The 24039-nt window shown below is 71.6% G+C and carries 24 protein-coding genes; 12 read left to right on the top strand and 12 right to left on the bottom strand.

The genetic code is table 11. The features are described 5' to 3' along the window. The first annotated feature begins 115 nt into the window (after positions 1-115). A complete protein-coding gene (locus tag ACP7BP_RS13610) occupies positions 116-772 on the top strand; it encodes a hypothetical protein (protein ID WP_426245244.1) in 657 nt (218 codons plus the stop codon). On the opposite strand, the gene meaB is transcribed toward ACP7BP_RS13610, so the two are convergent. Further along, complete coding sequence (gene meaB / locus ACP7BP_RS13605; protein ID WP_426245243.1) at positions 762-1763, bottom strand: methylmalonyl Co-A mutase-associated GTPase MeaB; 1002 nt, start codon at positions 1761-1763, stop codon at positions 762-764. The genes ACP7BP_RS13610 and meaB overlap by 11 nt on opposite strands. After that, positions 1760-2959: an acetyl-CoA C-acetyltransferase gene (locus tag ACP7BP_RS13600; RefSeq protein ID WP_426245241.1), complete on the bottom strand. Its 1200-nt coding sequence runs from the start codon at positions 2957-2959 to the stop codon at positions 1760-1762. Before ACP7BP_RS13600 ends, meaB begins: the two co-directional genes overlap by 4 nt. A 143-nt stretch (positions 2960-3102) precedes the next feature. Here ACP7BP_RS13600 and mce point away from each other — a divergent pair, with 143 nt between their 5' ends. The 4 genes from mce to ACP7BP_RS13580 all read left to right on the top strand — a co-directional run bounded on the left by mce (position 3103) and on the right by ACP7BP_RS13580 (position 7706). Continuing rightward, positions 3103-3558, top strand: a complete 456-nt coding sequence (gene mce, locus ACP7BP_RS13595; RefSeq protein ID WP_426245239.1) for a methylmalonyl-CoA epimerase — start codon at positions 3103-3105, stop codon at positions 3556-3558. An 84-nt stretch (positions 3559-3642) separates the two neighbouring features. Continuing rightward, the gene (gene ccrA, locus ACP7BP_RS13590) at positions 3643-4992 is read left to right on the top strand and encodes a crotonyl-CoA carboxylase/reductase (protein ID WP_426245238.1); all 1350 of its coding nucleotides are present in this window, start codon (positions 3643-3645) and stop codon (positions 4990-4992) included. Positions 4993-5118: 126 nt separating this feature from the next. Further along, complete coding sequence (locus tag ACP7BP_RS13585; protein WP_426245236.1) at positions 5119-6510, top strand: hypothetical protein; 1392 nt, start codon at positions 5119-5121, stop codon at positions 6508-6510. A 113-nt stretch (positions 6511-6623) separates the two neighbouring features. After that, a complete protein-coding gene (locus ACP7BP_RS13580) occupies positions 6624-7706 on the top strand; it encodes an AI-2E family transporter (protein ID WP_426245234.1) in 1083 nt (360 codons plus the stop codon). On the opposite strand, the gene ACP7BP_RS13575 is transcribed toward ACP7BP_RS13580, so the two are convergent. Beyond that, entirely contained in the window at positions 7681-8652 is a 972-nt protein-coding gene (locus ACP7BP_RS13575; RefSeq protein ID WP_426245232.1) for an EamA family transporter, read from the bottom strand. The genes ACP7BP_RS13580 and ACP7BP_RS13575 overlap by 26 nt on opposite strands. Positions 8653-8691: 39 nt before the next feature. Here ACP7BP_RS13575 and ACP7BP_RS13570 point away from each other — a divergent pair, with 39 nt between their 5' ends. Further along, complete coding sequence (locus ACP7BP_RS13570) at positions 8692-9225, top strand: CGNR zinc finger domain-containing protein (protein WP_426245230.1); 534 nt, start codon at positions 8692-8694, stop codon at positions 9223-9225. Positions 9226-9266: 41 nt separating this feature from the next. Here the strand turns inward: ACP7BP_RS13570 and ACP7BP_RS13565 are convergent, their stop codons facing one another. After that, positions 9267-10049 carry a hypothetical protein gene (locus ACP7BP_RS13565; protein WP_426245228.1) on the bottom strand — a complete coding sequence of 261 codons (783 nt, stop codon included), beginning with the start codon at positions 10047-10049 and terminating at the stop codon, positions 9267-9269. A gap of 239 nt (positions 10050-10288) precedes the next feature. On the opposite strand from ACP7BP_RS13565, the gene ACP7BP_RS13560 reads away from it, so the two are divergent. Then, positions 10289-12739 carry a LuxR C-terminal-related transcriptional regulator gene (locus ACP7BP_RS13560; RefSeq protein WP_426245226.1) on the top strand — a complete coding sequence of 817 codons (2451 nt, stop codon included), beginning with the start codon at positions 10289-10291 and terminating at the stop codon, positions 12737-12739. Positions 12740-12767: 28 nt separating this feature from the next. Next, positions 12768-13955 (top strand): PQQ-dependent sugar dehydrogenase, encoded by a 1188-nt coding sequence (locus tag ACP7BP_RS13555; RefSeq protein ID WP_426245224.1) that lies wholly within the window; start codon positions 12768-12770, stop codon positions 13953-13955. 17 nt (positions 13956-13972) lie between these two features. Here ACP7BP_RS13555 and ACP7BP_RS13550 read toward each other — a convergent pair whose 3' ends face one another. Together ACP7BP_RS13550 and ACP7BP_RS13545 are read right to left on the bottom strand one after the other, a co-directional pair. Then, positions 13973-15772, bottom strand: coding sequence for a 3-hydroxyacyl-CoA dehydrogenase family protein (locus ACP7BP_RS13550; protein WP_426245223.1), 1800 nt, complete (start codon positions 15770-15772; stop codon positions 13973-13975). A gap of 8 nt (positions 15773-15780) precedes the next feature. Next, positions 15781-16320: a GNAT family N-acetyltransferase gene (locus ACP7BP_RS13545; protein ID WP_426245222.1), complete on the bottom strand. Its 540-nt coding sequence runs from the start codon at positions 16318-16320 to the stop codon at positions 15781-15783. 24 nt (positions 16321-16344) lie between these two features. On the opposite strand from ACP7BP_RS13545, the gene nucS reads away from it, so the two are divergent. Then, positions 16345-17019: an endonuclease NucS gene (nucS, locus tag ACP7BP_RS13540; RefSeq protein ID WP_426245221.1), complete on the top strand. Its 675-nt coding sequence runs from the start codon at positions 16345-16347 to the stop codon at positions 17017-17019. A 32-nt stretch (positions 17020-17051) separates the two neighbouring features. Next, positions 17052-17567 carry a DUF952 domain-containing protein gene (locus tag ACP7BP_RS13535; protein ID WP_426245220.1) on the top strand — a complete coding sequence of 172 codons (516 nt, stop codon included), beginning with the start codon at positions 17052-17054 and terminating at the stop codon, positions 17565-17567. 12 nt (positions 17568-17579) lie between these two features. On the opposite strand, the gene ACP7BP_RS13530 is transcribed toward ACP7BP_RS13535, so the two are convergent. The 3 genes from ACP7BP_RS13530 to ACP7BP_RS13520 all read right to left on the bottom strand — a co-directional run bounded on the left by ACP7BP_RS13530 (position 17580) and on the right by ACP7BP_RS13520 (position 19562). Then, positions 17580-18683 carry an endonuclease/exonuclease/phosphatase family protein gene (locus ACP7BP_RS13530; RefSeq protein WP_426245218.1) on the bottom strand — a complete coding sequence of 368 codons (1104 nt, stop codon included), beginning with the start codon at positions 18681-18683 and terminating at the stop codon, positions 17580-17582. Between the two features lie 101 nt (positions 18684-18784). Then, on the bottom strand, positions 18785-19309 hold the full coding sequence (locus ACP7BP_RS13525; protein WP_426245216.1) for a ferritin: 525 nt from the start codon (positions 19307-19309) through the stop codon (positions 18785-18787). Between the two features lie 28 nt (positions 19310-19337). Beyond that, positions 19338-19562 (bottom strand): hypothetical protein, encoded by a 225-nt coding sequence (locus ACP7BP_RS13520; protein WP_426245215.1) that lies wholly within the window; start codon positions 19560-19562, stop codon positions 19338-19340. 133 nt (positions 19563-19695) lie between these two features. Between ACP7BP_RS13520 and ACP7BP_RS13515 the strand changes: the two genes are divergently transcribed. Beyond that, entirely contained in the window at positions 19696-20109 is a 414-nt protein-coding gene (locus ACP7BP_RS13515; protein ID WP_426245213.1) for a VOC family protein, read from the top strand. Here ACP7BP_RS13515 and ACP7BP_RS13510 read toward each other — a convergent pair. The 3 genes from ACP7BP_RS13510 to ACP7BP_RS13500 all read right to left on the bottom strand — a co-directional run bounded on the left by ACP7BP_RS13510 (position 20084) and on the right by ACP7BP_RS13500 (position 23141). Next, positions 20084-20689 (bottom strand): histidine phosphatase family protein, encoded by a 606-nt coding sequence (locus ACP7BP_RS13510; protein WP_426245211.1) that lies wholly within the window; start codon positions 20687-20689, stop codon positions 20084-20086. The two genes, ACP7BP_RS13515 and ACP7BP_RS13510, sit on opposite strands and share 26 nt — an antisense overlap. 20 nt (positions 20690-20709) lie before the next feature. Continuing rightward, the gene (locus ACP7BP_RS13505; RefSeq protein WP_426245209.1) at positions 20710-22752 is read right to left on the bottom strand and encodes a protein meaA; all 2043 of its coding nucleotides are present in this window, start codon (positions 22750-22752) and stop codon (positions 20710-20712) included. A 68-nt stretch (positions 22753-22820) separates the two neighbouring features. Then, a complete protein-coding gene (locus tag ACP7BP_RS13500; protein WP_426245208.1) occupies positions 22821-23141 on the bottom strand; it encodes an STAS domain-containing protein in 321 nt (106 codons plus the stop codon). A 293-nt stretch (positions 23142-23434) separates the two neighbouring features. Here ACP7BP_RS13500 and ACP7BP_RS13495 point away from each other — a divergent pair, with 293 nt between their 5' ends. Beyond that, positions 23435-24010: a cob(I)yrinic acid a,c-diamide adenosyltransferase gene (locus ACP7BP_RS13495; RefSeq protein WP_426245206.1), complete on the top strand. Its 576-nt coding sequence runs from the start codon at positions 23435-23437 to the stop codon at positions 24008-24010. Positions 24011-24039: the final 29 nt, after the last annotated feature.

Below are 24039 nucleotides of genomic sequence, written 5' to 3'. Positions count from 1 at the left end.
CATAGGGGCGCGCACAGGTCGCCACATTGGTACCACCGGTCCCGGGAGTACGCCGGGAGGCGCGCCCTGGGCGATTCCCGGGACACGCGGCCACGCTCGTGTCAGGCTTGGATCCGTGAAGTTCGCTCACCTCCTTCGAGGCGGCGCCACTGTCTCTTGGGCCCGCATTAGCACCCTTCTCGTCGCCCTACTGACGGGTGCCGTCAGTCTCGTCACACCCGCGCACGCCGCGGGCGCCGTCGACGTCGTGCCGCCCGACACGGTCATCAAGAGCGGGCCGGCCCCCGAGCTCACCCCGGGTCCCCTCTACTTCGAGTTCGCCTCGACCGAGCCCGGCACGTTCCAGTGTGCGATGGACGCGGGCCTGTGGGCGCCGTGCGAGACGCCGTACGCGACGACGGTGCTGGCCCAGGGCCCGCACACCCTGGCCGTGATCGCCGTCGACGCGGCCCAGAACGCCGACCCCGTCCCGGCGACGTACTCCTTCACGATCCTGCCGCCCACGTCCGAGCCGGCTACCGTCGCGGCCAAGCCCGTCTCGGGCAAGCGGAGGCTCCGGGTCGACGTGGAGCCCGACTGGGCCGAGGGTGACTACGGGCTCGACGTCCAGCGTCGCAAGGGCGACTCGTGGAGGACCGTCAAGCACACCCGCACCAGAGGCAGCCGCGACGTGCGCGTCCTGGATCTTCGGGCCGGGACCTACCGGGTCGTCATCGGTGCGGTGGACGCTCTCGCAGGAGTCACCAGCAAGCCGGTCCGGCTCAAGCGCTGATCGCGGCGACCAGCTCGTCGGCTGCGGAGTAGGGGTCGGACGTGCCGTCCGCCACCGACGCCGCGAGGCCGTCGAGCGACGCATGGCCGTGCAGGTCGCCCCAACGCGCCCTGAGCGCGGTCATGGCGATCGCCTCGATCTCGTCGCGCGCCCGGCGCGCTCGGCGCACGTCCAGCTCACCCGACTCGACGAGCCAGGCGCGGTGCCGGTGGATCTCGGCGACGACCTCGTCGAGGCCCCGCGCCTCCACGGCGACCGTCGTCACGATCGGAGGCTTCCACCGACCGTCGCGTCGCTCGCCCATCGCCAGCATCGAGCGCAGCTCGCGGCGCACCTGGTCGACCCCGTCGCGATCGGCCTTGTTGACGACGTAGACGTCGCCGATCTCGAGGATGCCCGCCTTGGCCGCCTGGATGCCGTCGCCCATGCCCGGCGCCATCAGCACCAGGGTCGTGTCGGCGAGGCCGGCGATCTCGACCTCGCTCTGCCCCACGCCCACTGTCTCGATGAGGACGACGTCGCAGCCGGCCGCGTCGAGCACCCGCAGCGCCTGCGGGGTGGTCCAGGCGAGGCCGCCGAGGTGCCCACGCGACGCCATCGACCGGATGTAGACGTCGCGGTCGGTGGCGTGGTCCTGCATGCGTACCCGGTCGCCGAGCAGCGCCCCGCCGGAGAACGGCGACGACGGGTCGACGGCCAGCACGCCCACCCGCCTGCCGGCTCCGCGCAGCTCGGCCACCAGCGCGTTGGTGGACGTGGACTTGCCCACCCCGGGCGAGCCGGTGATGCCGACGATCTGCGCGTGACCGGTGAACGGGGCCAGCGCCGTCATCACCTCGCGAAGCAGCGGCGACTCGTCCTCGACCAGCGAGATGAGCCGGGCCACCGCTCTCGCGTCGCCCTCGCGGGCACGTGCGACGAGATCGGGAACCGAGGCCGCCGACCGGCGCCCGCCCCTGCTTCCGTGGGACGGGCCGGTCGAGGCCGTCACGCCTGCGGGACTCGGATGATCAGGGCGTCACCCTGGCCGCCGCCGCCGCACAGCGCGGCGGCACCGACGCCGCCGCCACGGCGCTGGAGCTCGAGTGCGAGGTGGAGTACGACGCGGGTGCCGGACATCCCGACCGGGTGCCCCAGGGCGATGGCACCGCCGTTGACGTTGACCTTGGCGCTGTCGATCCCGAGCTCCCGGGCCGAGGAGATGCCGACGGCGGCGAAGGCCTCGTTGAACTCCACGAGGTCCAGGTCCGTGGGCGAGATGCCCTCCTTCGCACACGCCTTGGCGGTGGCGGCAGCGGGCTGGAGCTGCAGGGTCGAGTCCGGCCCGGCCACCTGGCCGTGTGCGCCGATCTCGGCGAGCCAGGTCAGGCCGAGCTCCTCGGCCTTGGCCTTGCTCATGACGACCACCGCTGCGGCGCCGTCGGAGATCTGCGAGGAGGAGCCGGCCGTCACGGTGCCGTCCTTGCTGAAGGCCGGCCGGAGCTTCCCGAGCGTCTCGACGGTCGTGTCCCCGCGCACGCCCTCGTCCTGGGAGACCACGACCGGGTCACCCTTGCGCTGCGGGATCTCGACCGGCACCACCTCGTCCTCGAAGACGCCGTTCTTCCAAGCCACTGCGGCCTTCTGGTGCGACTGGGCCGCGAACTCGTCCTGCTCCGCGCGGGTCAGGTTGGCACCGGCTGCGTTGCACTCCTCCGTGAGCAGCCCCATCGCCTGCGAGGTGAACTGGTCGAAGAGGGCGTCGTAGGCCATCGAGTCGACCAGCTTCACGTCGCCGAACTTGATGCCCTCGCGCGACTTCGGCAGGAAGTGCGGAGCGTTCGTCATCGACTCCATGCCCCCGGCCACGACGATCTCGCACTCGCCGGCGCGCACGAGCTGGTCGGCCAGCGCGATGGCGTTGAGACCGGACAGGCACACCTTGTTGATGGTGATAGACGGGACGCTCATCGGGATGCCGCCGCCGACCGCGGCGGTCCGGGCGGGGTTCTGCCCGGCGCCGGCCTGGATGACCTGCCCCATGATCACGTAGTCGACCTGGTCGCCGGAGACGCCGGCCTTCTCGAGCGCGCCCCTGATGGCGACGCCGCCGAGGTCAGCGGCCGACTTGTCCTTGAGGCCGCCCAGCAGGCGACCGATCGGGGTGCGGGCCCCGGCGACGATGACGGATCCGGTGCTGCCTGACATGTGGTGCCTCCACTGAGTTCGGGTGTGCTACGACGATACCCACCCACCCTCGGCGGTCGAACCGGCCTGCGGCCACCACGGCCCGATGTCTCACATGTCACACCTCCTCGCGCGCGGCGCGGGCGTCGTACACGATGTCGGCCATGACCGCACCCGGGCCCGGCCTCGACTCCGTGCAGCACCTGTTCACCGCGATCGATCACGTGGGCATCGCCGTCTCCGACCTGGACGAGGCGATGGCGTTCTACCGCGACGTCTACGGCATGGAGGTCCTCCACGAGGAGACCAACGAGGAGCAGGGCGTCCGCGAGGCGATGGTCGGCGTGGGCGGACCGGGCAGCGCCTGCATCCAGCTGCTCGCCCCGCTGTCCCCGGAGTCGACCATCGCAAGGTTCCTGGACCGCTCCGGACCGGGCATCCAGCAGCTGGCGTTCCGCGTGGACGACGTCGAGCAGGTGTCGGCGACGCTGCGCGAGCGCGGCCTCCGCCTGCTGTACGACGCACCGAGGCGCGGGACGTCGGACAGCCGCGTCAACTTCATCCACCCCAAGGACACCGGCGGAGTCCTCGTCGAGCTGGTCCAGCCGGCCGGCGAGTGACCTCCAGCACAGCACTTACCGGTGAAGTTACCTCCCGGTAGCCTTTCGTCGGACCCATCAGCCTGACCCGCTAGGAGTGAGCCAGTGCAGAACATCCTCGACGCCGTCACAGCGAGCCAGGCCGGCGAGACGCTGACGGCCGACGACTTCGCCAGCCTGCAGCTCCCCGAGTCCTACCGGGCCGCGACGGTGCACAAGGACGACGCCGGCCTGTTCGAGGGCCTGGAGACCGCTGACAAGGATCCCCGCAGGTCCCTGCACGTCGAGGACGTCGCCCTGCCCGAGCTCGGTCCGGGAGAGGCACTGGTCGCCGTGATGGCGAGCGCCATCAACTACAACACCGTGTGGACGTCGATCTTCGAGCCGGTGTCGACCTTCGGGTTCCTGGAGCGCTACGGAAAGATGTCGCCCCTGGGCAAGCGCCACGACCTGCCCTACCACGTGGTCGGCTCCGACCTGGCCGGCGTCGTGCTCAAGACCGGCGTCGGCGTGCACTCCTGGAACCCGGGCGACGAGGTCGTCGCACACTGCCTGTCGGTCGAGCTGGAGAGCTCCGACGGCCACAACGACACCATGCTCGACCCCGAGCAGCGGATCTGGGGCTTCGAGACCAACTTCGGCGGCCTCGCCCACGTGGCCCTGGTGAAGTCGAACCAGCTAATGCCCAAGGCGGCGCACCTCACCTGGGAGGAGGCCGCCACCCCCGGCCTCGTGAACTCCACGGCGTACCGGCAGCTGGTCAGCCGGAACGGCGCCGCCATGAAGCAGGGCGACAACGTGCTGATCTGGGGCGCCAGCGGTGGCCTGGGCGGCTTCGCCACCCAGTACGCCCTGAACGGCGGCGCGACCCCCATCTGCGTGGTGTCCAACGAGGCGAAGGCCGACATCTGCCGCGCGATGGGCGCCGAGCTCATCCTCAACCGCTCGGAGGAGGACTGGCGGTTCTGGTCCGACGAGCACACCCAGGACCAGCGGGAGTGGCGCCGGCTGGGCGCCAGCATCCGCGAGCTCACCGGCGGCGAGGACGTCGACATCGTCTTCGAGCATCCGGGCAAGGAGACGTTCGGAGCTTCCGTGTACGCCGCCCGCAAGGGCGGCACGATCGTGACGTGCGCGTCGACGAGCGGCTACATGCACCAGTACGACAACCGCTACCTGTGGATGAACCTCAAGCGGATCGTGGGATCGCACTTCGCCAACTATCGCGAGTCCTGGGAGGCGAACCGGCTGATCGCCAAGGGGATGATCCACCCGACGCTGTCGAAGACCTACCCGCTCGAGCAGGTCGGGCAGGCTGCCCTGGACGTGCACCAGAACGCCCACCAGGGCAAGGTCGGCGTGCTGTGCCTGGCCCCCGAGGAGGGACTCGGCGTGCGCGACACCGAGATGCGCGAGCGGCTTCTGCCCCAGATCAACCGCTTCCGCGGGGTCTGAGCCACCCGACTCCCCGGTTCGCCAGGCGGATGCCCACCGGTCCGCGCGGCGGGGTGTGTTGTTGCGGGCCCATCGGCGACACTGGTTCGACAACCGAGCAGACGTGATCAGAAGGGTGCGCCACACATGAGCCGCGACGAGGGCCTGTCCATCTTCGACGAGGAGCCGCGCGACGAGCAGCTCGAGGATCCCGACGAGGAAGCCACCCAGGTGTTGCCTGCCCTGCCCAAGGAGTCCGGCGCCAAGGAGTCCGAGTCCGGTGCCAAGAAGTCCGCACCCGTGAAGCCGGCGTCCGGGAAGGTTCTGCCACCGCCGCCCGACGCCGTGACGGCCGCGCCCGAGAAGCCGCTGGAGCGCACCCAGCAGGCTCCGGCCGTGGCGCCGGCCGAGGCGACCGCGAGCAAGCCGGCTCCGGTGCTCCCGCCGCCCCCCACCGCCCGTCCGCCAGCCAGTCCAGCACCGGTCTCGAGCCCGACCCGGGTGGCCGCCGCCACCCAGGCCCCGAGCTCGGGCTCGACCGCCAGCGTGCCCACGTTCCCCGCCGTACGCCGTGGCGGGTACGACAAGGACGCCGTCGATGCCTTCGTGCGGCAGCTGGTCGCCGAGAGGGTCGGCCTGGGCGGCAACCTCACCGAGGCCGAGCGCCGGGTCGACGAGCTCCAGGCGCAGGTCGAGTCCCTCAGCGCACAGCTCGCCGAGAACCAGAACCCGTCCTATGCCGGACTCGGCGGCCGGGCGACCTCGATGCTCAAGCTGGCCGAGGACGAGGCGGCCGACGTGCGTGAGGCCGCCCTGCGCGACGCCGCCGAGATCCGTGCGCAGGCCGACCGCGACGCGAGGGCGATCCGGGCCGACGCGTCCCGCGAGGCCGAGGACATGCGCCTGGTCCAGCTCAAGGAGCTCGACGAGACCCGCGCCCGGATCACCGCGGACGCGGAGCAGGAGCGCACCCTCGCCAAGAGCGAGGCCGAGGACCACCGGGCCTCGGCGAAGCGCGAGGCTGACCAGCTGCGCCTGGCTGCCCAGCAGGAGACCAACGAGCTGCTGACGAGCGCCAGGCGGGAGGCCGAGCAGGCTCGGGCCGCCGCCGACCGCGAGGTGCAGGAGGCCCGCCGGACCCTCGCCGTCGAGAAGGAGCGGCTGGCCCGCGAGGCCTCCGACCACCACGCCAGCGCCACCGCCGAGACCGCCCGGCTGGTGGCGGAGGCCGAGGAGCGCGCCACCGCCGCCGAGCAGCGCGCCCGTGAGGCCATCACCCAGGCGACCGCTCACCGCCAGCAGGCCCAGTCGGAGTCCGAGGCGCTGCTCGCCAGGGCCCGCCGGGAGGCCGAGCAGATCGTGGCCACCGCCAAGACCCAGGCCGACTCCGTGGCCTCCACCGGGACCGCCGAGGCCGAGCGCGAGCTGGCCGGCGTCAAGGCCGAGGTCGAGCGGATGACCAAGCGCCGCGACGCGATCGCCGCGCAGCTCGGCGCCCTGCGTGACGTGGTGTCGGGCTTCTCCGAGGACGAGTCCTGAGCCCGAGGCCCCGCCCTGGTCGCGCGTCCGCCGCGAAGGCCGAGGCTCCGGCAGCGGAGGCGGGCGAGCCCGGGCAGCCCACCGAGCCCGGGGAGCCTGGCGACTCGGCGCGCATGGCCGCCGCGTCGGCGGCCTCGACCGCGACGTACGGCGCTCCCGGCAAGGCTCTCGAACGGCACTCGCCGTTCTACCTCGGCTTCTTCGCCGGTGCGGGGGCGCTCGTGGCCTTCTGGCTCGGCATGCAGGTGCTGGCGATTGGCTCCACCCTGATCCTGATCGTGGTGGCGCTCTTCCTCGCGGCCGGGCTCAACCCGGCCGTCGAGTGGTTCCAGGGGCGCGGCTTCAAGCGCTCGTGGGCCGTCCTGACGGTCATCGCCCTGGTGGTGCTCGCGCTGGCAGGCTTCGTCACGGCGATCGTGCCGGTGATCTCCGACCAAGTAGCGGCGATCACCCAGAACGCGCCGGGCTGGCTCGACGACCTGCAGCGCAACCGCCAGGTCCAGCAACTCGACGACAAGTACGACATCATCGCCAAGATCCGGGAGAAGGTCGAGGAGGGCGACCTCGTCTCGAGCCTCTTCGGCGGCGCCCTGGGCATCGGCCTCAGGGTGATCTCGACCCTCCTCAACGGGTTCGTCGTCGTCGTGCTGATGCTCTACTTCCTGGCGGGCCTCGACGCCACGAAGTCGGCGCTCTACCGCCTGGCACCGGCCTCGCGTCGCGACCGCGTGTCCAAGCTCGGCGACCGCGTCATCAAGAGCGTCGGCGGCTACGTCTCCGGGGCCTTCATCGTCGCGATGTGCGCCGGTCTCACCAGCTTGGTGTTCCTCTTCATCGTCGGTCTCGGCAAGTACGCCGTGGCGCTGGCCTTCGTGGTCGCACTGCTCGACGTCATCCCGATGATCGGCGCCACCATCGGTGCGGTCATCGTCACGGCCATCGGCTTCGCGACCGATCCCAAGATCGGCATCGCGTGCCTGATCTTCTACCTCGTCTACCAGCAGGTGGAGAACTACCTGATCTACCCGCGGGTGATGTCGCACTCCGTCGACATCCCGGGGTCCGTCACGGTCATCGCGGCGCTCATCGGCGCCGGCCTGCTCGGTGTCGTGGGGGCGTTGCTGGCGATCCCCACCGCGGCCGCCGTGCTCATGCTGACCAGGGAGATCTTCATCCGCCGTCAGGATGCGCGCTGACGCGCGTCGTACGCCGCTCCCCAAGCTTCACCACCACGACACCGGCCAGGATCAGCACCCCGCCGAGCACCTGCACCTGCCGCGGCAGCTCGTCGAGCAGGAGCCACGCGAACACGAGCGCGAAGAGCACCTCCAGGAGGGCCACGAACGACGCCAGTCGCGAGCCGAGACGGCGGGAGGCGCCGATCCCGGTGACGTAGGCGAGCGCGGCGGTCACGACCCCCAGGCCGACCAACGGCACCCACCAGGCGACCGCGGTGCCGTCGTAGGTCACCGCCCGGGTCGAGCCCGCCATCGGGACCACGCCGACCGCCCCCGCGACCAGCAGCCCGACGGCTCCCACCGTCAGCCCGGCGCCGGCCAGCACCATCGGGGGCAGCCCGTTGGTCTCGCTCGCCGACAGGACGAAGTAGACCGCCACCCCGACCATCGCCGCGAGCGCCCAGGCGACCCCGACCGCGCTGAGGTCGGCGCCAGAGACCAGGTCGAGCACCAGCACGAGCCCGACCGCCGCCAGGCCCGCACCCGCGACGGTGACCGGACTCGGTCGTTGCGCGTGGCGCAGCCAGAGCCAGCCGAGGACGGCCACGGGGGCGGTGTACTCGATCAGCAGCGCGACGCCGACCTGCATGTGGGCGACAGCGTTGAAGTAGGCCAACTGGCAGCCCGCCACCGCCACCAGCCCGTAACCGGCGATGACCGCGACGTTCTGGTGCAGCAGGTGCCAGCGCCCGCGCAGCATCACCAGCGCCGGGACCATCAGCACGAGGGCTGCGATCGAGACGCGGACGGTCACTGCGGCTCCGGCGCTCCACCCGGCGTCGAGGAGCCCCTTGGCGAGGGTGCCGGAGAGCCCGAACGACGCCGCCGAGACGACCGCAAGCCCGAGCCCGGCCCCGAGGCGGGAGCGGCTCGCGAGCCCGGTGTCATCAGCCAACGTCGTCATGACATGTGACACTAGTGACGGATGCTGTAATGTGTCAATGTGCCTTTCACTCATGACACCGACGTGGCGCTGCAGGCGGCCGTCCGGCTGGTCAACTCCGGCGAGGAGCCGGACACGCTGACCACCGTCGCCGAGCTCGACGCGTTCTACGCGGAGTTCGAGTACACCGGTCGCCACGACGGCGACCTGGCCGAGCTCGACGCCGTCCGCGCCCTGCGACCCGCCCTGCGCTCGGTGCTGACCACCCCACGCGACGAGGCGGTCGCCCTGGTCAACGAGATGCTCGCCGACGCCGGCGCGCTGCCTCAGCTGGTGCGGCACGACGAGTCGGACTGGCACCTGCACGCGGTGGGGCCGGACCGCCCGCTCGCCACCCGGATCGCCGTCGAGACCGCGATGGCGATGATCGACGTGCTTCGGGCCGACGAGACGTCGCGGCTCGGCGTGTGTGCCGACGAAGGCTGCGAGGGGGTCGTGCTCGACCTGTCCCGCAACCGCTCCCGAAGGTTCTGCAGCACCGCCTGCGGCAACCGGGCCGCGGTGGCCGCCTACCGCTCGCGCCGGCGCGTCTGACCCGGGCGTTCCCGCTGACGCGGCCTCGACCTGCTGGGCCGCTAGAAGTCGAACCCGTCGAACATGTCGCCGATGCCCCCGACGGCGTCGCCGATGCCGTCCCCGATGCCTCCGACAGCGTCGCCGAGGCCCTCGCCGATGGCGCCGATGCCCTCGCCGATGCCCTCGAACCCCCCGCTGAAGAGCATGCCCATGAACATCCACTCCATCGGCCCGAAGGCGCCGTAGTAGCCCATGGCGTAGGGCTGGTAGGCGCGACCACCCTGCCAGTAGGGCACCCGTCGCGACCCGACCATCACCTTGCGGATGTCGGGCTCCGCGCCGGCCCGGACCCGCTCGGCGTCGAGCTCGCACGCGGGTACGTCGCGTTGCGCGCCCCCGGGCGGGGTGTAGGCCACATCGGCGACCGAGAGGCCGTGGCGCGGGTCGAAGAAGCACGGCGGGCGGCGAGTCGGCAGGGTCTTGCCGTCCACCCGGGCCCGCACGCAGGCCATGGCGTAGCGGCCGTCTTCGAGGATCTCGGTGACGTGCCGGACCTGCTCCGGGTCGGTGAGGTAGTCACCGGCGTGCTTGGCCGACTCGTAGGCGTCGAGAGCGCGCTGGTAGTCGGAGCGGGCGCCGTCGCCGAGGTCGCGACCGGACATCTCGATGTCGAGCTCCTGCAGCTCCACGCCGAGGGCGGTGACGTCCTCGTCGACGAGCTTCTTCACCGGCGCCAGCTCGCGCGCCCTGCGGTCGGCCTCGCGCCGCTTTCCGGCACGCGACATGAGCACGACACCGCCGATGGCGGCGGCCAGGACGACGAGCAGGACGACGTACTCCATGGCGACAGCGTACGTCGTTCCGGCAACCAGAAACCCGGCCGGGAGGAACGGCAGGCCGCGACTCTCAGCTCGGTCGCGGCCTGCCCTGGGCACGGTCCCCCGGGTAGGCCATCCCCTGTGTGGCCTACTCGATGTGGTGCCGGACATGAGCGTCTCGCGGAGAGGCATCTCGCAGCATCGGTAGTCCTACCTAATCCTCGACCTAAACCCTCGGGCCCGTATCCCGCTAGGTTCAGCCTGTGCTCACTGCGTGCGTCGGTCGCGAGCGGGTCCGGGAACTCCTGGACACCGCGCTCTCGAGCTCGCGCTGGGTCAGCATCGTCGGCCCTCCCGGGTGCGGCAAGACCCTGCTCGCGCGGCACGCCACAGCGCACACGCGGGACACCGCCTGGGTCAACGCGCGCGGGCTGAACCACACCGACGCCGTCCTCGCCGCCTGCCTCGACGCCCTCGATGTGGAGCCCGTGCCGGGCGACAGTCCCGAAGGCGCGCTGTCCCGCGCGCTCGACGGCACCGAGACCCTCCTGGTGGTCGACGGCGTCGACATCGACGCCGCTGGATCGAACACCCTCGGCGCGACCTTCCAGCAGGTCCTCGACGCCACCTCGACCGCCCGGCTGGCCCTCACCGCGCTCACCATGGCCGGCCAGCCCGCCGAACGCGTCGTGCGCGTCGGCCCACTGCCCCTGCCAGGCATCCACGAGCCGCTCGCCGGCCCCGTCGTCGACCTGCTGCGCAGCCGGGTCGAGGGCGCCGGCGGCCACCCGATCGACCTCGTGGCCCACGACCGCGACGTACGCCGCCTGCTGGCCGCCACGGGCGGGCTGCCGCTGCTCATCGAGCAGTTCGCCGTGCAGATCGCGCTGATGGGGATCACGAACGTCGTCCCGGCCGCCTCCCTGTCTGAGGCCGTGCACGCGTCGTACGAGCTGCTCGACGACGACCAGCAGCGCTGCTTCCGCCGGATGGCACAGATGACGTCACCGGTGAGCATCGACGTCCTCGCCGAGATCGCCGAGGTGAGCCGCGAGACCGCGACCTCGCTCGCGGCACGGCTGGTCCGGCGCAGCCTGCTCGAGGTGCTTCCCGACGGTCGCTTCGACATGCTGTCGCCGATCCGGCGGCACGGCACCTTCCTCGCCGCCTCGACCGACGACGCCGCGCAGGTCCACGCCGGCCTGCTGCGCTGGGCCGACCGGGTCGCCCCCGACCACGACAACTTCGGCGCGGCCGACGCGCCGTGGCTCGCTGACCTGCCGGTCATGCGCACCGCGATCCTCGGCGCCTGCGCCGATCCGGCGACCCGCGACACCGGCTACGCGCTGGCGAACCGCGTCTTCTCCTCGCTCTACACCTCCATGCGCGCCCGCGAGGCCGTCGAGATCCTCGAGGCCGCCATCGTCAGTGGTGACGGACCCGCGGCGATCGGCGCACAGGTGGCGCGCCGCGCGGGCATCGCGGCGTCGGAGGTGCGCGGCACCTACGAGGGACTCTGGCTGCTCGACCGGGCCGACGAGCACGCGCTCAACGCTCCCGACACAGACCTCCAGCTCGCGCGCAACGCGTCGATCCGCGCCGAGATGCACCTCGACGCTGGCGACCTCACGCGAGCGGAGAAGGAGGCGCAACGGGCCATCGACCTCGACACGGTCAGCCGCTCGATCGTGCGGCAGGCGACCCGCACGCTCACCGACATCGCGGTCTCGCGAGGCAACTTCGCAGCGGCCACCCGGGCCGCCGCGTCGATCATGGCCAGCACCGAGGCCAACGACGAACGCTGGATCACCCTCTCGGCCCGCATCCTGCTGGGCAAGGTGGCGCTCGAGCAGGGCCGCACGGTCGAGGCGGCGTCGGCCGCTCGGGCCGTGATGCGCGAGGCGCGGCAGCTCGCCGAGGACCGCGTCGCCCTGCTCGCCGAGACCCTGCTCCGGGGGGTGGACCGTGACTACGTCCCGATGGACGTCGACCGCGAGATGCTGCCCTGGGCCGTCCGCCTACCGGTCCTGGCGCAGGACGCCCGCGACCTCTTCGCGGCCGGCGAGGTGCAGCGCGCGGCCGGGCTCGCCGCCGACGTGGTCGTGCTCGCCGACAGCAGCCGGCTGGGTCGCGACGGCGTCGAGGTCAGACTCCTGCTGGGACGCGCCTTCCTGGCCCTCGGTGACCTCGACCAGGCGGCGACGACCTTGCTCTACGCCCTCGAGCAGGCGACGACCATGCCGATGCCCCTGCGGGTGGCGGACGCCCTCGACGGCCTGGGCTGCGTCGCCGACCAGCGGGAGCAGCCCGAGAGCCGGCTGCTCGCGGCGGCGGCGACGGCCCTGCGGACACCCCGGCACGCCGTGCCGTGGGGGTACGCCGCGGAGTTCCCGGTCGCGGCGGCCCGGACTGCACCCGACGGCTGGGTCGACGGCGGCGAGTTCACCGAGCGCGGCCTGCTCAGTGTCGCAGCCGTCTTCACCGGAGCACCCGAGCCCGAGACCGTCCGCCACTCCCCGCTCGCTCTTCTCACCCGGGCCGAGCGTCAGGTCGCGGACAAGATCGCCGACGGGCTCACCAGCCGCCAGATCGCCGACGAGCTCTACATCTCCCCCCGCACCGTCGACGCGCACCTCTCGCACATCTACCGCAAGCTCGACATCAACACCCGCGCCAGGCTCGCCGCCATGGTGGCCGATGATCGGACCGGCTGACTGCCCTGCACCGCGCTAGCGTGCCGACATGAGGACTCCGATCGCTGTCGTCGTCTCCACCTGCCTGCTCACCCTGGCTACCTCGGTCAGCCTGCCCACCCTGTCGTCGCCCGCGTCGGCCGGGCCCGACGCCCCCGGCGCGGCGCCCGCCCCGGCCGGGCGCGCCGCCGCTCCGGACCTCCGCGTCAAGCCGCTGGTGACCGGGCTCAGCAACCCGTGGGACGTCCAGTCACTCGGAGGTGGCCGACTCCTGATCACCGAGCGGGAGGGTCGCCTCTCCCTGTGGCACCGCGGCACGCGTCGTACGGTCCCGCTGCCGTCGGGGACCGTGCGGTCCGAGGGCGAGACCGGCCTGATGTCGCTGGCGGTCGACCCCGGCTTCGCCTCGAACCGGCGGATCTACCTGTGCCTGGGCAGCGGCGGGCCGAGCGGGCCCGACGTGCGCGTCCTCGCCTGGCGGCTGGACCTGGCCTCGGCGCGGGTGAGCGACCCGCGGGTCCTGATCTCGGGCCTGCCCGCCAGCGACGACGGACGGCATGGGGGCTGCCGGCTCCTCATCACGCGCGACGGCGCTCTGCTCGTCGGCACCGGCGACGCCACGGTCGGCACCAACCCGCAGGACCTCGGCTCCCTGGGTGGCAAGACTCTTCGGCTGGACCGCCGCACGGGCGCCCCGTGGCCGGCCAACCGGTTCATCGGCTCCGACGATCCAGCCACTCGCTACGTGTTCACCTACGGGCACCGCAACGTGCAGGGCCTCGCCCAGCGCCGGGACGGCACCCTGTGGTCGGTCGAGCACGGGTCCTTCCGCGACGACGAGGTCAACCGCCTGCGCAACGGCGGCAACTACGGGTGGAACCCGGTGCCCGGCTACGACGAGTCGGTGCCGATGACCGACCGATCCCTGCCGGGGCGCCAGGTGGGCGCCCGATGGCGGTCCGGCACTCCCACGGTCGCCACCTCCGGCGCCACCTGGGTGGGCGGTCGGCAGTGGAAGGCCTACGCCGGCACGCTCGCGGTGGCCGCCCTCAAGGGGTCCCGTGTCCTGTTCATGGACTTCGACCGCAAGGGCCGGCTGCGCGGCGTACGCACGCCGGCCGCCCTGCGCGAGTACGGCCGGCTGCGCTCGGTCACCCGGACGCCTCGTGGCGACCTCCTGGTCACCACGTCCAACGGCTCGAACGACATGGTGCTCCGGGTCCGGCCCCGGGGCTGACCGGTCGCCGTCCGCGGTCAGGCGTGGGAGTAGTCGCGGAAGCCGCGCTTGGTCTTGCGGCCGAGGTAGCCGGCGGTGACCAGGTGCTCGAGGAGCGGCGCCGGGGCGAAGCCCGGCTCCCGGAACTCCAGGTAGAGCTCGCGCTGGATCGCCAGGGACACGTCGTTGCCCACCACGTCGAGAAGCTCGAAGGGCCCCATCGGCAGGGCACAGCCCTGCTTCATGGCGATGTCGATGTCGTCGGCGGTCGCGTAGTGCGCCTCCAGCATCTTCACCGCGTCGTTGAGGTAGGGGAACAGCAGCGCGTTGACGATGAACCCGGCCCGGTCCCCGCAGGAGACCGCGACCTTGCCGACCGCGGCCCCCAGCGCACGCGCGGTCTCGGCCACGTCGTCGGACGTGGAGACCGTGGTGACGACCTCGACCAGCTTCATGACCGGGGCTGGGTTGAAGAAGTGCATGCCGACCACGTCCTGCGGCCGCGACGTGGCCTTGGCCAGCGCGATGATCGGCAGCGAGGAGGTCGAGGTGGCCAGGATGGCGCCCGGCTTGCAGATGTCGTCGAGGTTCTCGAAGAGGGTCGTCTTGACCGCGAGGTTCTCGGCGATCGCCTCGACGACGATGTCGGCGTCCCGGAGGTCGTCGAGCGACGTCGTACCCGTCAGCCGTCCCAGGACCTCGGCTTTGGTGGCCTCGTCGAGCTTGCCGCGTCCGATGGCCTTGTCGAGCGAGCGCTCGATGGTGGTGCGCACGGCGTCGACCTTGTCGGGTGAGCGACCGACGTACACGACGTCGTAGCCGCCCTTGGCGAAGACCTCGACGATGCCCGCTGCCATGGTGCCGGTGCCGACGACGCCGACCCGGCCGATCGCGTGCCGAAGCTGCGGGGCGCTGTCGACGGACGGGGTCCTCTCGTCGGGCACGACGGTCGAGGAGTCCGGGCCGTCGTAGGTGTAGAAGCCGCGGCCGGTCTTCCGCCCGAGCAGGCCGGCCGTGACCATCTGCTTGAGGATCGGCGCCGGGGCGTGCAGTCGGTCGCGGCCCTGCTTGTACATCGTGTCGAGGATCTCGTACGCCGTGTCGAGGCCGATCAGGTCGAGCAGCGCGAGCGGTCCCATCGGGTAGCCGCAGCCGAAGCGCATCGCCGCGTCGATGTCCTCACGCGTGGCGTAGTGGTTCTCGAAGAAGGAGACCGCGTGGTTGAGGTAGCCGAACAGCAGCGTGTTGGCGATGAAGCCGGCCTTGTCGCCGCACACCACGGGGTTCTTGCCCAGTCGGCCCACGAGGTCCTTGGCGGCGTCGAGCACCTCCGGCTCGGTGACGACGGTACGCACGATCTCCACGAGGTTCTGCACCGGAGCAGGGTTGAAGAAGTGCACGCCGACGACGCGGCCCGGTCGGCCGTTGGCCGTGGAGATCTCCGTCACCGACAGCGACGAGGTGTTGGTGGCCAGGATCGCCTCGTCCCTCACCACCCCGTCGAGCCTGCGGAAGATGTCCTTCTTGATCTCCAGTGACTCCACGACGGCCTCGACGACGAAGTCGGCAGCAGCCAGCCCCTCCAGGCTCGTGGAGAAGGTGATCCGCCCCAGGATCTCGGCCTGCTCGGCCTCCGTGATCTTCTCCCGCCTGACCGCACGGCCGGTCGAGTGCTCGAGGTGCAGACGCCCGCGCTCGATGGCCTCCTCGCTGAGCTCGACACCGATGACGGCGAAGCCGTTGCGGGCGAAGACCTCGGCGATGCCGGCGCCCATGGTGCCGAGGCCGATCACGCCGACGGTCGAGATGTCGCGCTGCTCTGCGGGGGTGCTCGTCATGGCGGGCATCATTCCACGGGCGGGTCCGCCCGGCCGGCGTCCTGCAGCACGGCGACGGGCGCGCGCATGGCGGCGCGACGACCGTGCCTGTCCAGCCCGAGCTCGCGCTCGCGGTCGCGCAGCAGCCTCAGGTGGCCGGTGGGCTCGACCTCCGTGAAGCCCAGCCGGGAGTAGAACGGCCCGTTCCACGGCAGGTCGGCGTAGGTGCACAACGTGATCTCGGCGAGCCCACGACGACCCGCCTCGGCCATCGCGGCCCGCACCAGCGCCGCGCCGACGCCGCGGCGGCCCGCGGCGGGCAGCACCGAGACCTGCTCCAGGTGCGCGCCACCCTCGATGTGCAGCACGTGGGCGAAGCCGACGGGCGGATCGCCGGCGACTAGCAGGAAGCCGGGCTGGGAGGCGCGCTCCGCACCCGACGGCGCCGGGGAGGCCAGCACGTCGCCGGTCAGGTCACCGAGGGCCTCCTCGAACAGCGCCAGGCCGGCGTTCTCGATGGCGGCCAGGCTCGGCAGGTCGTCGGCGCGGGCCGGGCGGACGTCGTACATAGGGAGGACTGTAGATTCCTCGCCGTGAGGTTGGTCGTCGCGCGCTGCCAGGTGGACTACGCCGGACGACTCTCGGCGCACCTGCCGATGGCCACCCGGGTGCTGATGCTGAAGGCCGACGGATCGGTGCTCGTGCACTCCGACGGCGGCTCCTACAAGCCGCTCAACTGGATGAGCCCGCCGTGCACCGTCAAGGAGGGCACCACCGAGGACGGCCGGGTCGAGTGGACGGTCACCTCGAAGACCGACGACACGCTGCGGATCCTGGTCGAGGAGATCCTGCACGACTCCTCACACGAGCTGGGCATCGATCCCGGCCTGCAGAAGGACGGCGTCGAGAAGCACCTCCAGGAGCTCCTCGCTGAGCACCCGGCGACCCTCTTCGAGGGCCTGAGGCTCGTACGTCGCGAGTACCCCACGGCGATCGGCCCGGTCGACCTCATGTGCCGAGACGCCGCCGGTCTCTCGGTCGCCGTCGAGATCAAGCGGCGCGGGGACATCGACGGGGTGGAGCAGCTCACCCGCTACCTGGAGCTGCTCAACCGCGATCCCCTGCTTCGCCCGGTGCGCGGGATCTTCGCGGCCCAGGAGATCAAGCCGCAGGCCCGGGTGCTCGCCCTCGACCGCGGCATCGCGTGCGCCGTCGTCGACTACGACGCGCTGCGGGGCATGGACGACTCCGAGCACCGGCTGTTCTGAGCGGCGATGAGCCACGCCCGGCGGTCGCCCTGATGCACGTCTTCCACATCGCCACCGCGGCCGAGTGGGAGCTGGCGCTGGCATCCGGCTCCTACACGACCTCCACCCGCGGGCGGACGCTCGCGGAGGAGGGCTTCATCCACGCCTCCCGTCGCGAGCAGGTGGAGCCGACGTTCGCGCGCTTCTACCGCGACGTCCGCGAGCCGTTGGTCCTGCTCACGATCGACACCGACCGGCTCGGCGTCCCGTGGCGCGAGGACCCGGTCGGTGACGACACCTTCCCCCACTTGTACGGCGCCCTGTCCCCGTCGGCGGTGGTCCGGGTGCAGCCCCTCGACCGGCGGGGCGGGACGGGGTCGCTGACCGGGATGTTCGTCGGCGAGATGGCCTGGCGGATGGGGCTGGTCCTCGGGGTGATGCTCGTCAGCGGCCTGGGCGCGACTCTGGGCCGCACCACCGGCGCGACGTGGGGCCCGTTCCTCGGCGCGCTGGCCGGACTCGCGCTCGGTGGCGCGGTGGCCTGGGCCGTCAGCCGGCGCCGGGCCTGACCCGCGTGCCGCTCACTGGATCGTCGCCCTGACGATCGGGTGGTCGGAGTAGTACCTGGCGTAGGCACGGCGGCGGCAGGCCCCGCCCGAGCTGCCGTAGTCGATCGCGCGGCGCTGGCACGCACCGAACGCCTGCTCGCTGGCGAACGCGGAGTCGCGGCGCGAGCAGCCGGCCGCGATCCGCGGTCGGTAGCACCGGTCCCAGCCCGCGGCCGCTGCCTGTCCGGTCGTGTGGATGAAGTCGACGCGTCCCCGGGTGCCGAAGGAGACGCCGGCAGCGCGCAGGGCGTCACCGAAGCCACGGTCGGCCAGCTCGCGGTGCCCGTCCGCGACGGGGCAGCTCGGGGACTCGACGGCACCGGCGCCTCCCCGGCACCACGGCAGGTTGAAGTCTCCCGCGACGACCGAGAGTCCGGCCGGTCCGGCGAGCTCGCGCGCCCGATCGCCCAACAGCCGCATCGCCAGCGTCTTCAGGTAGTGGCCCCGTGGCCCGACGTGCGTGCCCACCACGACGGCGTCGCGCGTGGCACCTTCCCGCGTGACCCGGACCCGCGCCCACGGGTGCTCGGCACAGCCCGCCGCGTTGGGCCGGCGCAGCACGCCGCGCATGCCCGGGAGCCAGCGACCCCACGTGCGGATGACGCCGCGGTCGAGGACCTCGGTAGTGGCCGTGTTGATCACGAGCGCCCCGTCCCGCACCACGGTGAACCGGCCGCGAGCCCCCGCACAGGCGCCCCGGTCGCGCGTCAGACCCGGCCTGGTCACCGCGGCGTACGTCGCACGGCCGACCATCGCGCGGTTCAGCCGGCGTACGACGGCAGGGAGCGAGCCGCGCACCTCCTGCAGCGCGACGACGTCCGGGGCGGCGACGTTGAGCTCGGCGAAGCGACGGGCGAAGCGGCGGATGTCGGACTCGTCGGCCAGGTCCCGTGGTGCCGGCAGGACCGCGCCCTCGTAGAGGTTCGTCGCGGCCACGACGACGCTGCCCTGGGCCGCCGGCGGGGCCGGTGGGACCCGCGCGGGACGGGGGTCAGTGGCCGGCACCGCAGAGGTGGTCGACGGGAACAGCGCAAGGACGACACCGGCGAAGACGAGGGCGATCGGCAGCCTGGGCACGCGCACAGGCTCGTGCCCGGCTATGAACGTGCGGTGAGGGCGGGATGAAGACGTTCTCATCCATGGGTGACACTCAGGCCCGAGGCGTCAGGTCCGGTCCTTCAGGCGCCGGCGACCCGCGGCGCCGTGGGGTCGTCCACCGCGGCGCCCTGTTCGCGAGCGACGTACTCCTCGATGTCCTCGATGTCGTCCTGGTTGCGGGTGACGACGGCGAGCAGGTCGCTCATCGTGGCGATCTCCTCGACCTGCTCCTTGATGAACCACTGCATGAACTGCTCGGAGGCGAAGTCGGACTCCTCACGCGCGATCCTGAGCAGCGTGTTGATCTGTTCGGTGACCGACTTCTCGTGGTCGAGGGCCAGGCGCACCGGCGCGACCAGGCTGTCGAACGCCGACTCGGGCGCCTCCACCCCGGGCAGCACCACTGCGGAGTCGGTGTCGAGGAGGTACTGCACCATCATCAGCGCGTGCCCGCGCTCCTCGAGCGCCTGATCGTAGAAGAACGCCGCCATCCGGGGCATCGTCAGGGCGTCGTAGTAGATCGCGCAGGCGAGGTACTGGTTGTGGGCCGCGAGCTCATGGCCGATCTGGACGTTGAGCTGCTCGACGAATCGGGCTGCGGGCACGGGGCGCTCCTGAGGGTACGGCGACGGGTCAGGCCGCGATCTTCTTCGACTTCTTCTTCGCACCGGTCTGGTCGACCGTGACGAGCTTGCGCCTCTTGACCGTATAACCCTCGGGCAGCGTGCCTTCCTTCAGCATGCGCAGGGGGCACCGGTTGCACCGCGGCTTCGAGACGCAGCACTTCTTCTTCGGGAGCTTGGCGACCTGTGTGCCGTCGTCCCTGGAGACCCGGTTCTTGCGCTTGTCCTTGCCCACGCACGGCACTGTACACCGATTTAGGATTGCCTTACCTATGGTTCGTCCTGCGATCAGGGAGACCCCTGGCTGACACTTCACGAGGCCGGCGGCAGGGGCTAGCGTCGATGCCCCGCCCAGGAAGGAGCCTGCCGTGGCCTCGCGACTGAACCCCTACATCAGCTTCAAGGACAACGCGGCCGAGGCGCTGGCGTTCTACCAGTCGGTCCTCGGCGGCGAGCTCGAGTCCCACACGTTCGGCGAGTACGCCGACCCCGCTGCCCCGGAGGTTGACCTGCTCATGCACGGCCAGCTCGAGACGCCCGCGGGCTTCACCATCATGGCCGCCGACACCCCGCCGGGCATGGAGCACAGACCCGGCGAGAACGTCGCGGTCAGCCTGTCGGGTGACGACGTCACGGAGCTGCGGCAGTGGTACGCCGGCCTCTCCGCGGGCGGCACCGTCATCATGCCGCTCGAGATGCAGATGTGGGGCGACGAGTTCGGCATGTTCAACGATCGCTTCGGCGTCCCGTGGATGGTCAACATCGCGGGCGCTGCGGTGTGAGCCGCCACCCGTCGGCATCGCGCTCCAGGGCGACGAAGCCGCCACCCGGCAGGGCCAGGTCGTAGGCCCACTGGCGGGGCCGGTCGACCAGCTCGGGCACGCTCGTCATGATCGCTCCGCCGTGGCTGACCACCAGCACCGCCTCGCCCCGGTGCTGGTCGGCGATCTCCTCGAGCACGCCGGCCGCGCGGCTCACGATGTCGGCGATCACCTCGCCGCCGTCGATGGCCGCCTCGTCGTCGCCGTCGGCCCAGGCCCGGAACACCGCACCGATCACGGCGGCCTCGTCGGCGTCCGAGCCGGCCAGCGACCCGACGCCGTACTCCCGCAGGCCCTCGCGGACCACCACGTCGACGCCCAGGGCGGCCGCCGCGATCTCGGCGGTCTGAACGGCACGCGACAGCGGGCTGGTCCAGACCCGGGCGATGCGCTCTCCGCGCAGCGCCTCGGCGAGCCCACGGGCCTGCTCGCGCCCCTCGGCCGACAGGCTGCCGCCGTCGTCGGTGACGAGGGAAGTCTCGTAGTCCGCGAGCCCGTGCCGGGCCAGGAAGACCCGGGTCGGGCACTGGAGGTCGCTCATGTCCTCACGCTAACGCGCGCTCAGTCGAGGTCGTTGGCCCTGCGGATCACGTCGACGATGCCGCCCATGATCTCGGTCAGCCCGAAGTCCTTGGGGGTGTAGACGGCGGCCACGCCGAGCTCACGGAGCCTGCGTGCGTCGGAGTCGGGGATGATCCCGCCGACGATCACCGGCAGGTCACCGGAGCCGGCCTCCGCGAGACCTTCGAGCACCGACGGCACCAGCTCCATGTGCGAACCGGAGAGGATGGAGAGGCCCACGCAGTGGACGTCCTCGGCGACCGCCGCGGCCACGATCTGCTCGGGCGTGAGCCGGATGCCCTGGTAGATCACCTCGAAGCCGGCATCACGCGCGCGTACGGCGACCTGCTCGGCGCCGTTGGAGTGGCCGTCGAGCCCCGGCTTCCCGACCAGGAGGCGCAGTCGGCCACCCTGGTTGCCGGAGAGCTCCGCGCCCGTGGCTCGCACCCGCTCGCGCACTGCGGCCAGCTCCGCGCCCGACTCGGCGACCCCCACGGCTCCCGACACTCCCGTCGGGGCCCGGAACTCGCCGAAGACCTCGCGCAGGGTGCCGGCCCACTCCCCCGTGGTGGCGCCTGCCCGGGCCGCGTCGAGGGTCGCCGCCATCAGGTTCGCCGTCGTCTTGGCGTCCCTGGCGAGCCGGGCCAGCGCCGACTCGACTGCCGCATCGTCGCGCTGGGCCTTCCACTCCTCGACCGACCTGAGGGCAGACCGCTCGGCCTCGGGATCGGGGGCCATGATGGCGGCGTCGAGGTCGGCCGTCAGGGGCGACGGCTCGGTGGACTCGTACCTGTTGACCCCGACGACGACCTCCTCACCCGACTCGATCCGGCCTCGGCGCGCAGCGTGCGCGGATACCAGCTCCTGCTTCATGTAGCCGGACTCCACGGCCGCGATCGCCCCGCCGAGGGCCTGCACCCGGTCCATCTCGGCTCTCGCTCCGGCCACCAGCTCGGCCACCTTCGCCTCGATCACCGTGGAGCCGTCGAAGATGTCGTCGTACTCGAGCAGGTCCGACTCGAACGCCAGCACCTGCTGCATCCGCAGCGACCACTGCTGGTCCCAAGGTCGCGGCAGCCCGAGCGCCTCGTTCCACGCCGGCAGCTGGACGGCGCGCGCGCGGGCGTTCTTGGACAGCGTCACGCCCAGCATCTCGAGCACGATCCGCTGCACGTTGTTCTCGGGCTGGACCTCGGTGAGCCCCAGGGAGTTGACCTGTACGCCGTAGCGGAACCGTCGCATCTTGGGGTCCTGCACGTCGTAGCGCTCGCGGGTGATCTCGTCCCACAGCTCGACGAACGCCCGCATCTTGCACGTCTCCTCGACGAACCTGACACCGGCGTTGACGAAGAAGGAGATCCGGCCGACGACCTGCTCGAAGTCGGCCTCGTCGACCTGGCCCGACTCCTTCACCTGGTCGAGCACCGCGATCGCCGTGCAGAGCGCGTAGGCCAGCTCCTGCGCGGGCGTCGCCCCCGCCTCCTGCAGGTGGTAGCTGCAGATGTTGATCGGGTTCCACCTCGGGATCTGGTGGACGGTGTAGGCGATCATGTCGCCGGTCAGGCGCAGCGAGTGCTCCGGTGGGAACACGTAGGTGCCGCGCGAGAGGTACTCCTTGATGATGTCGTTCTGGGTGGTGCCGGCCAGCTGGGCCGCGACCTCGGCGGGGTCGAGGTCGGGGTTCTGCTCCTCCGCGGCCACCTGGTACATGGCCAGCAGCCACATCGCCGTCGCGTTGATCGTCATCGAGGTGTTCATCGCAGTCAGCGGGATGTCGTCGAAGAGCCGGCGCATCTCCCCCAGGTGCGGCACGGGTACGCCGACCTTGCCGACCTCCCCGCGCGCCAGCGGGCTGTCGGGGTCGTAGCCGGTCTGGGTGGGCAGGTCGAAGGCCACCGAGAGCCCGGTCTGGCCCTTCGCGAGGTTGGCGCGGTAGAGCGCGTTCGACGCAGCGGCCGTCGAGTGCCCGGCGTACGTCCGCATCACCCAGGGCCGGTCCTTCGCGGCGGGCCCGGCCGGGTCACTCGGGGAGAGCTCAGTCATGGGGACGAGAGTATGGCTGTGGTTACCACCGCGTAACCGGTCTGCGTGTGGGAATCCCCACGTGCGGCTCAGGCGGAGGCTGCTCGGCGCTCCACCTCGACCACCCGGATCAGCCGGGAGATGTGCAGCATGCGGCGCACATGGGGGCCGCAGCCGCGCAGCGTGAGCCGGTGCCCGTGCCGCATCGCCTCTCGTGTCGCCACCGCGAGCACCCTCAGCGCGGTCACGTCGACGGTGGTCACGTGGGTCATGTCGATCACGACGTCCGAGTCGTGTCCGAGGAGGTTCTCCTCCAGATGCTCATATAGCGCTGCCCGCAACGCCCAGGTGTTGCGCACGTCGAAATCGCCTCTCAGCACGAGCGTCGGACCGTCCCTGATGATGTCCACGTGTCCTCCCAAATCCGACGTCCCCAGCGCCGGTCCCCGCCACCGCCTGCGTGACGCCCGCCCTGCTGCACCCGGCCCCCACCGACTGCAGTTCCTGACCCCTATGACGCTGTGATACCTCACCCGGTTGCGTCTGCGCCTCACCTTTTTCGGCCTGTCTGGCCGGCCCTCCACGCGGCAGCCGGATACCGGACATGGCATCGGACCGGCGTTCGCCATGTGGCGGGTGTGACTGCTGTGACGTGCTGGAGGAGGCACGTGGACAGGCCGGGACGCGCACTACGCTCGGCCTCATGGTCAACCTCACCCGGATCTACACCCGCACCGGCGACGCCGGCACCACCCGACTGGGCGACATGAGCGAGACGTCCAAGACCGACCTCCGGCTGGCGGCGTACGCCGACGTCGACGAGGCCAACGCCTCGCTGGGCGTGGCTCTCGCCTGTGGGGACCTCGAGGCCGGCGTGACCGACCTGCTGGTCCGGGTCCAGAACGACCTGTTCGACGTCGGCGCGGACCTGTGCACGCCGGTCGTCGCCGACCCGGAGTTCCCGCCGCTTCGAGTCGAGCAGGGCTACGTCGACCGGCTGGAGGGCTGGTGCGACACCTACAACGAGCCGCTGCCCAAGCTGCGCTCGTTCATCCTCAACGGCGGCACGCCCGGCGCGGCCCACCTGCACGTGTCCCGCACGGTCGTACGCCGGGCCGAGCGGTCCGGCTGGGCGGCCTGGGCCGAGCACGAGGACACCATGAACGTGCTCGCGCTGACCTACCTCAACCGCCTCTCGGACCTGTTGTTCATCCTCGCCCGGCACGCCAACCGCGAGCAGGGCGACGTGCTCTGGAAGCCCGGGGGCGAGCGGGGCTGATCCAGTTCCAGGCTCCGCGTGTCGCCCTG

The organism is Nocardioides sp. LHG3406-4, from assembly GCF_049897745.1.
Lineage (GTDB): Bacteria > Actinomycetota > Actinomycetes > Propionibacteriales > Nocardioidaceae > Nocardioides.
This window is presented reverse-complemented; position numbering and strand designations above follow the sequence as displayed.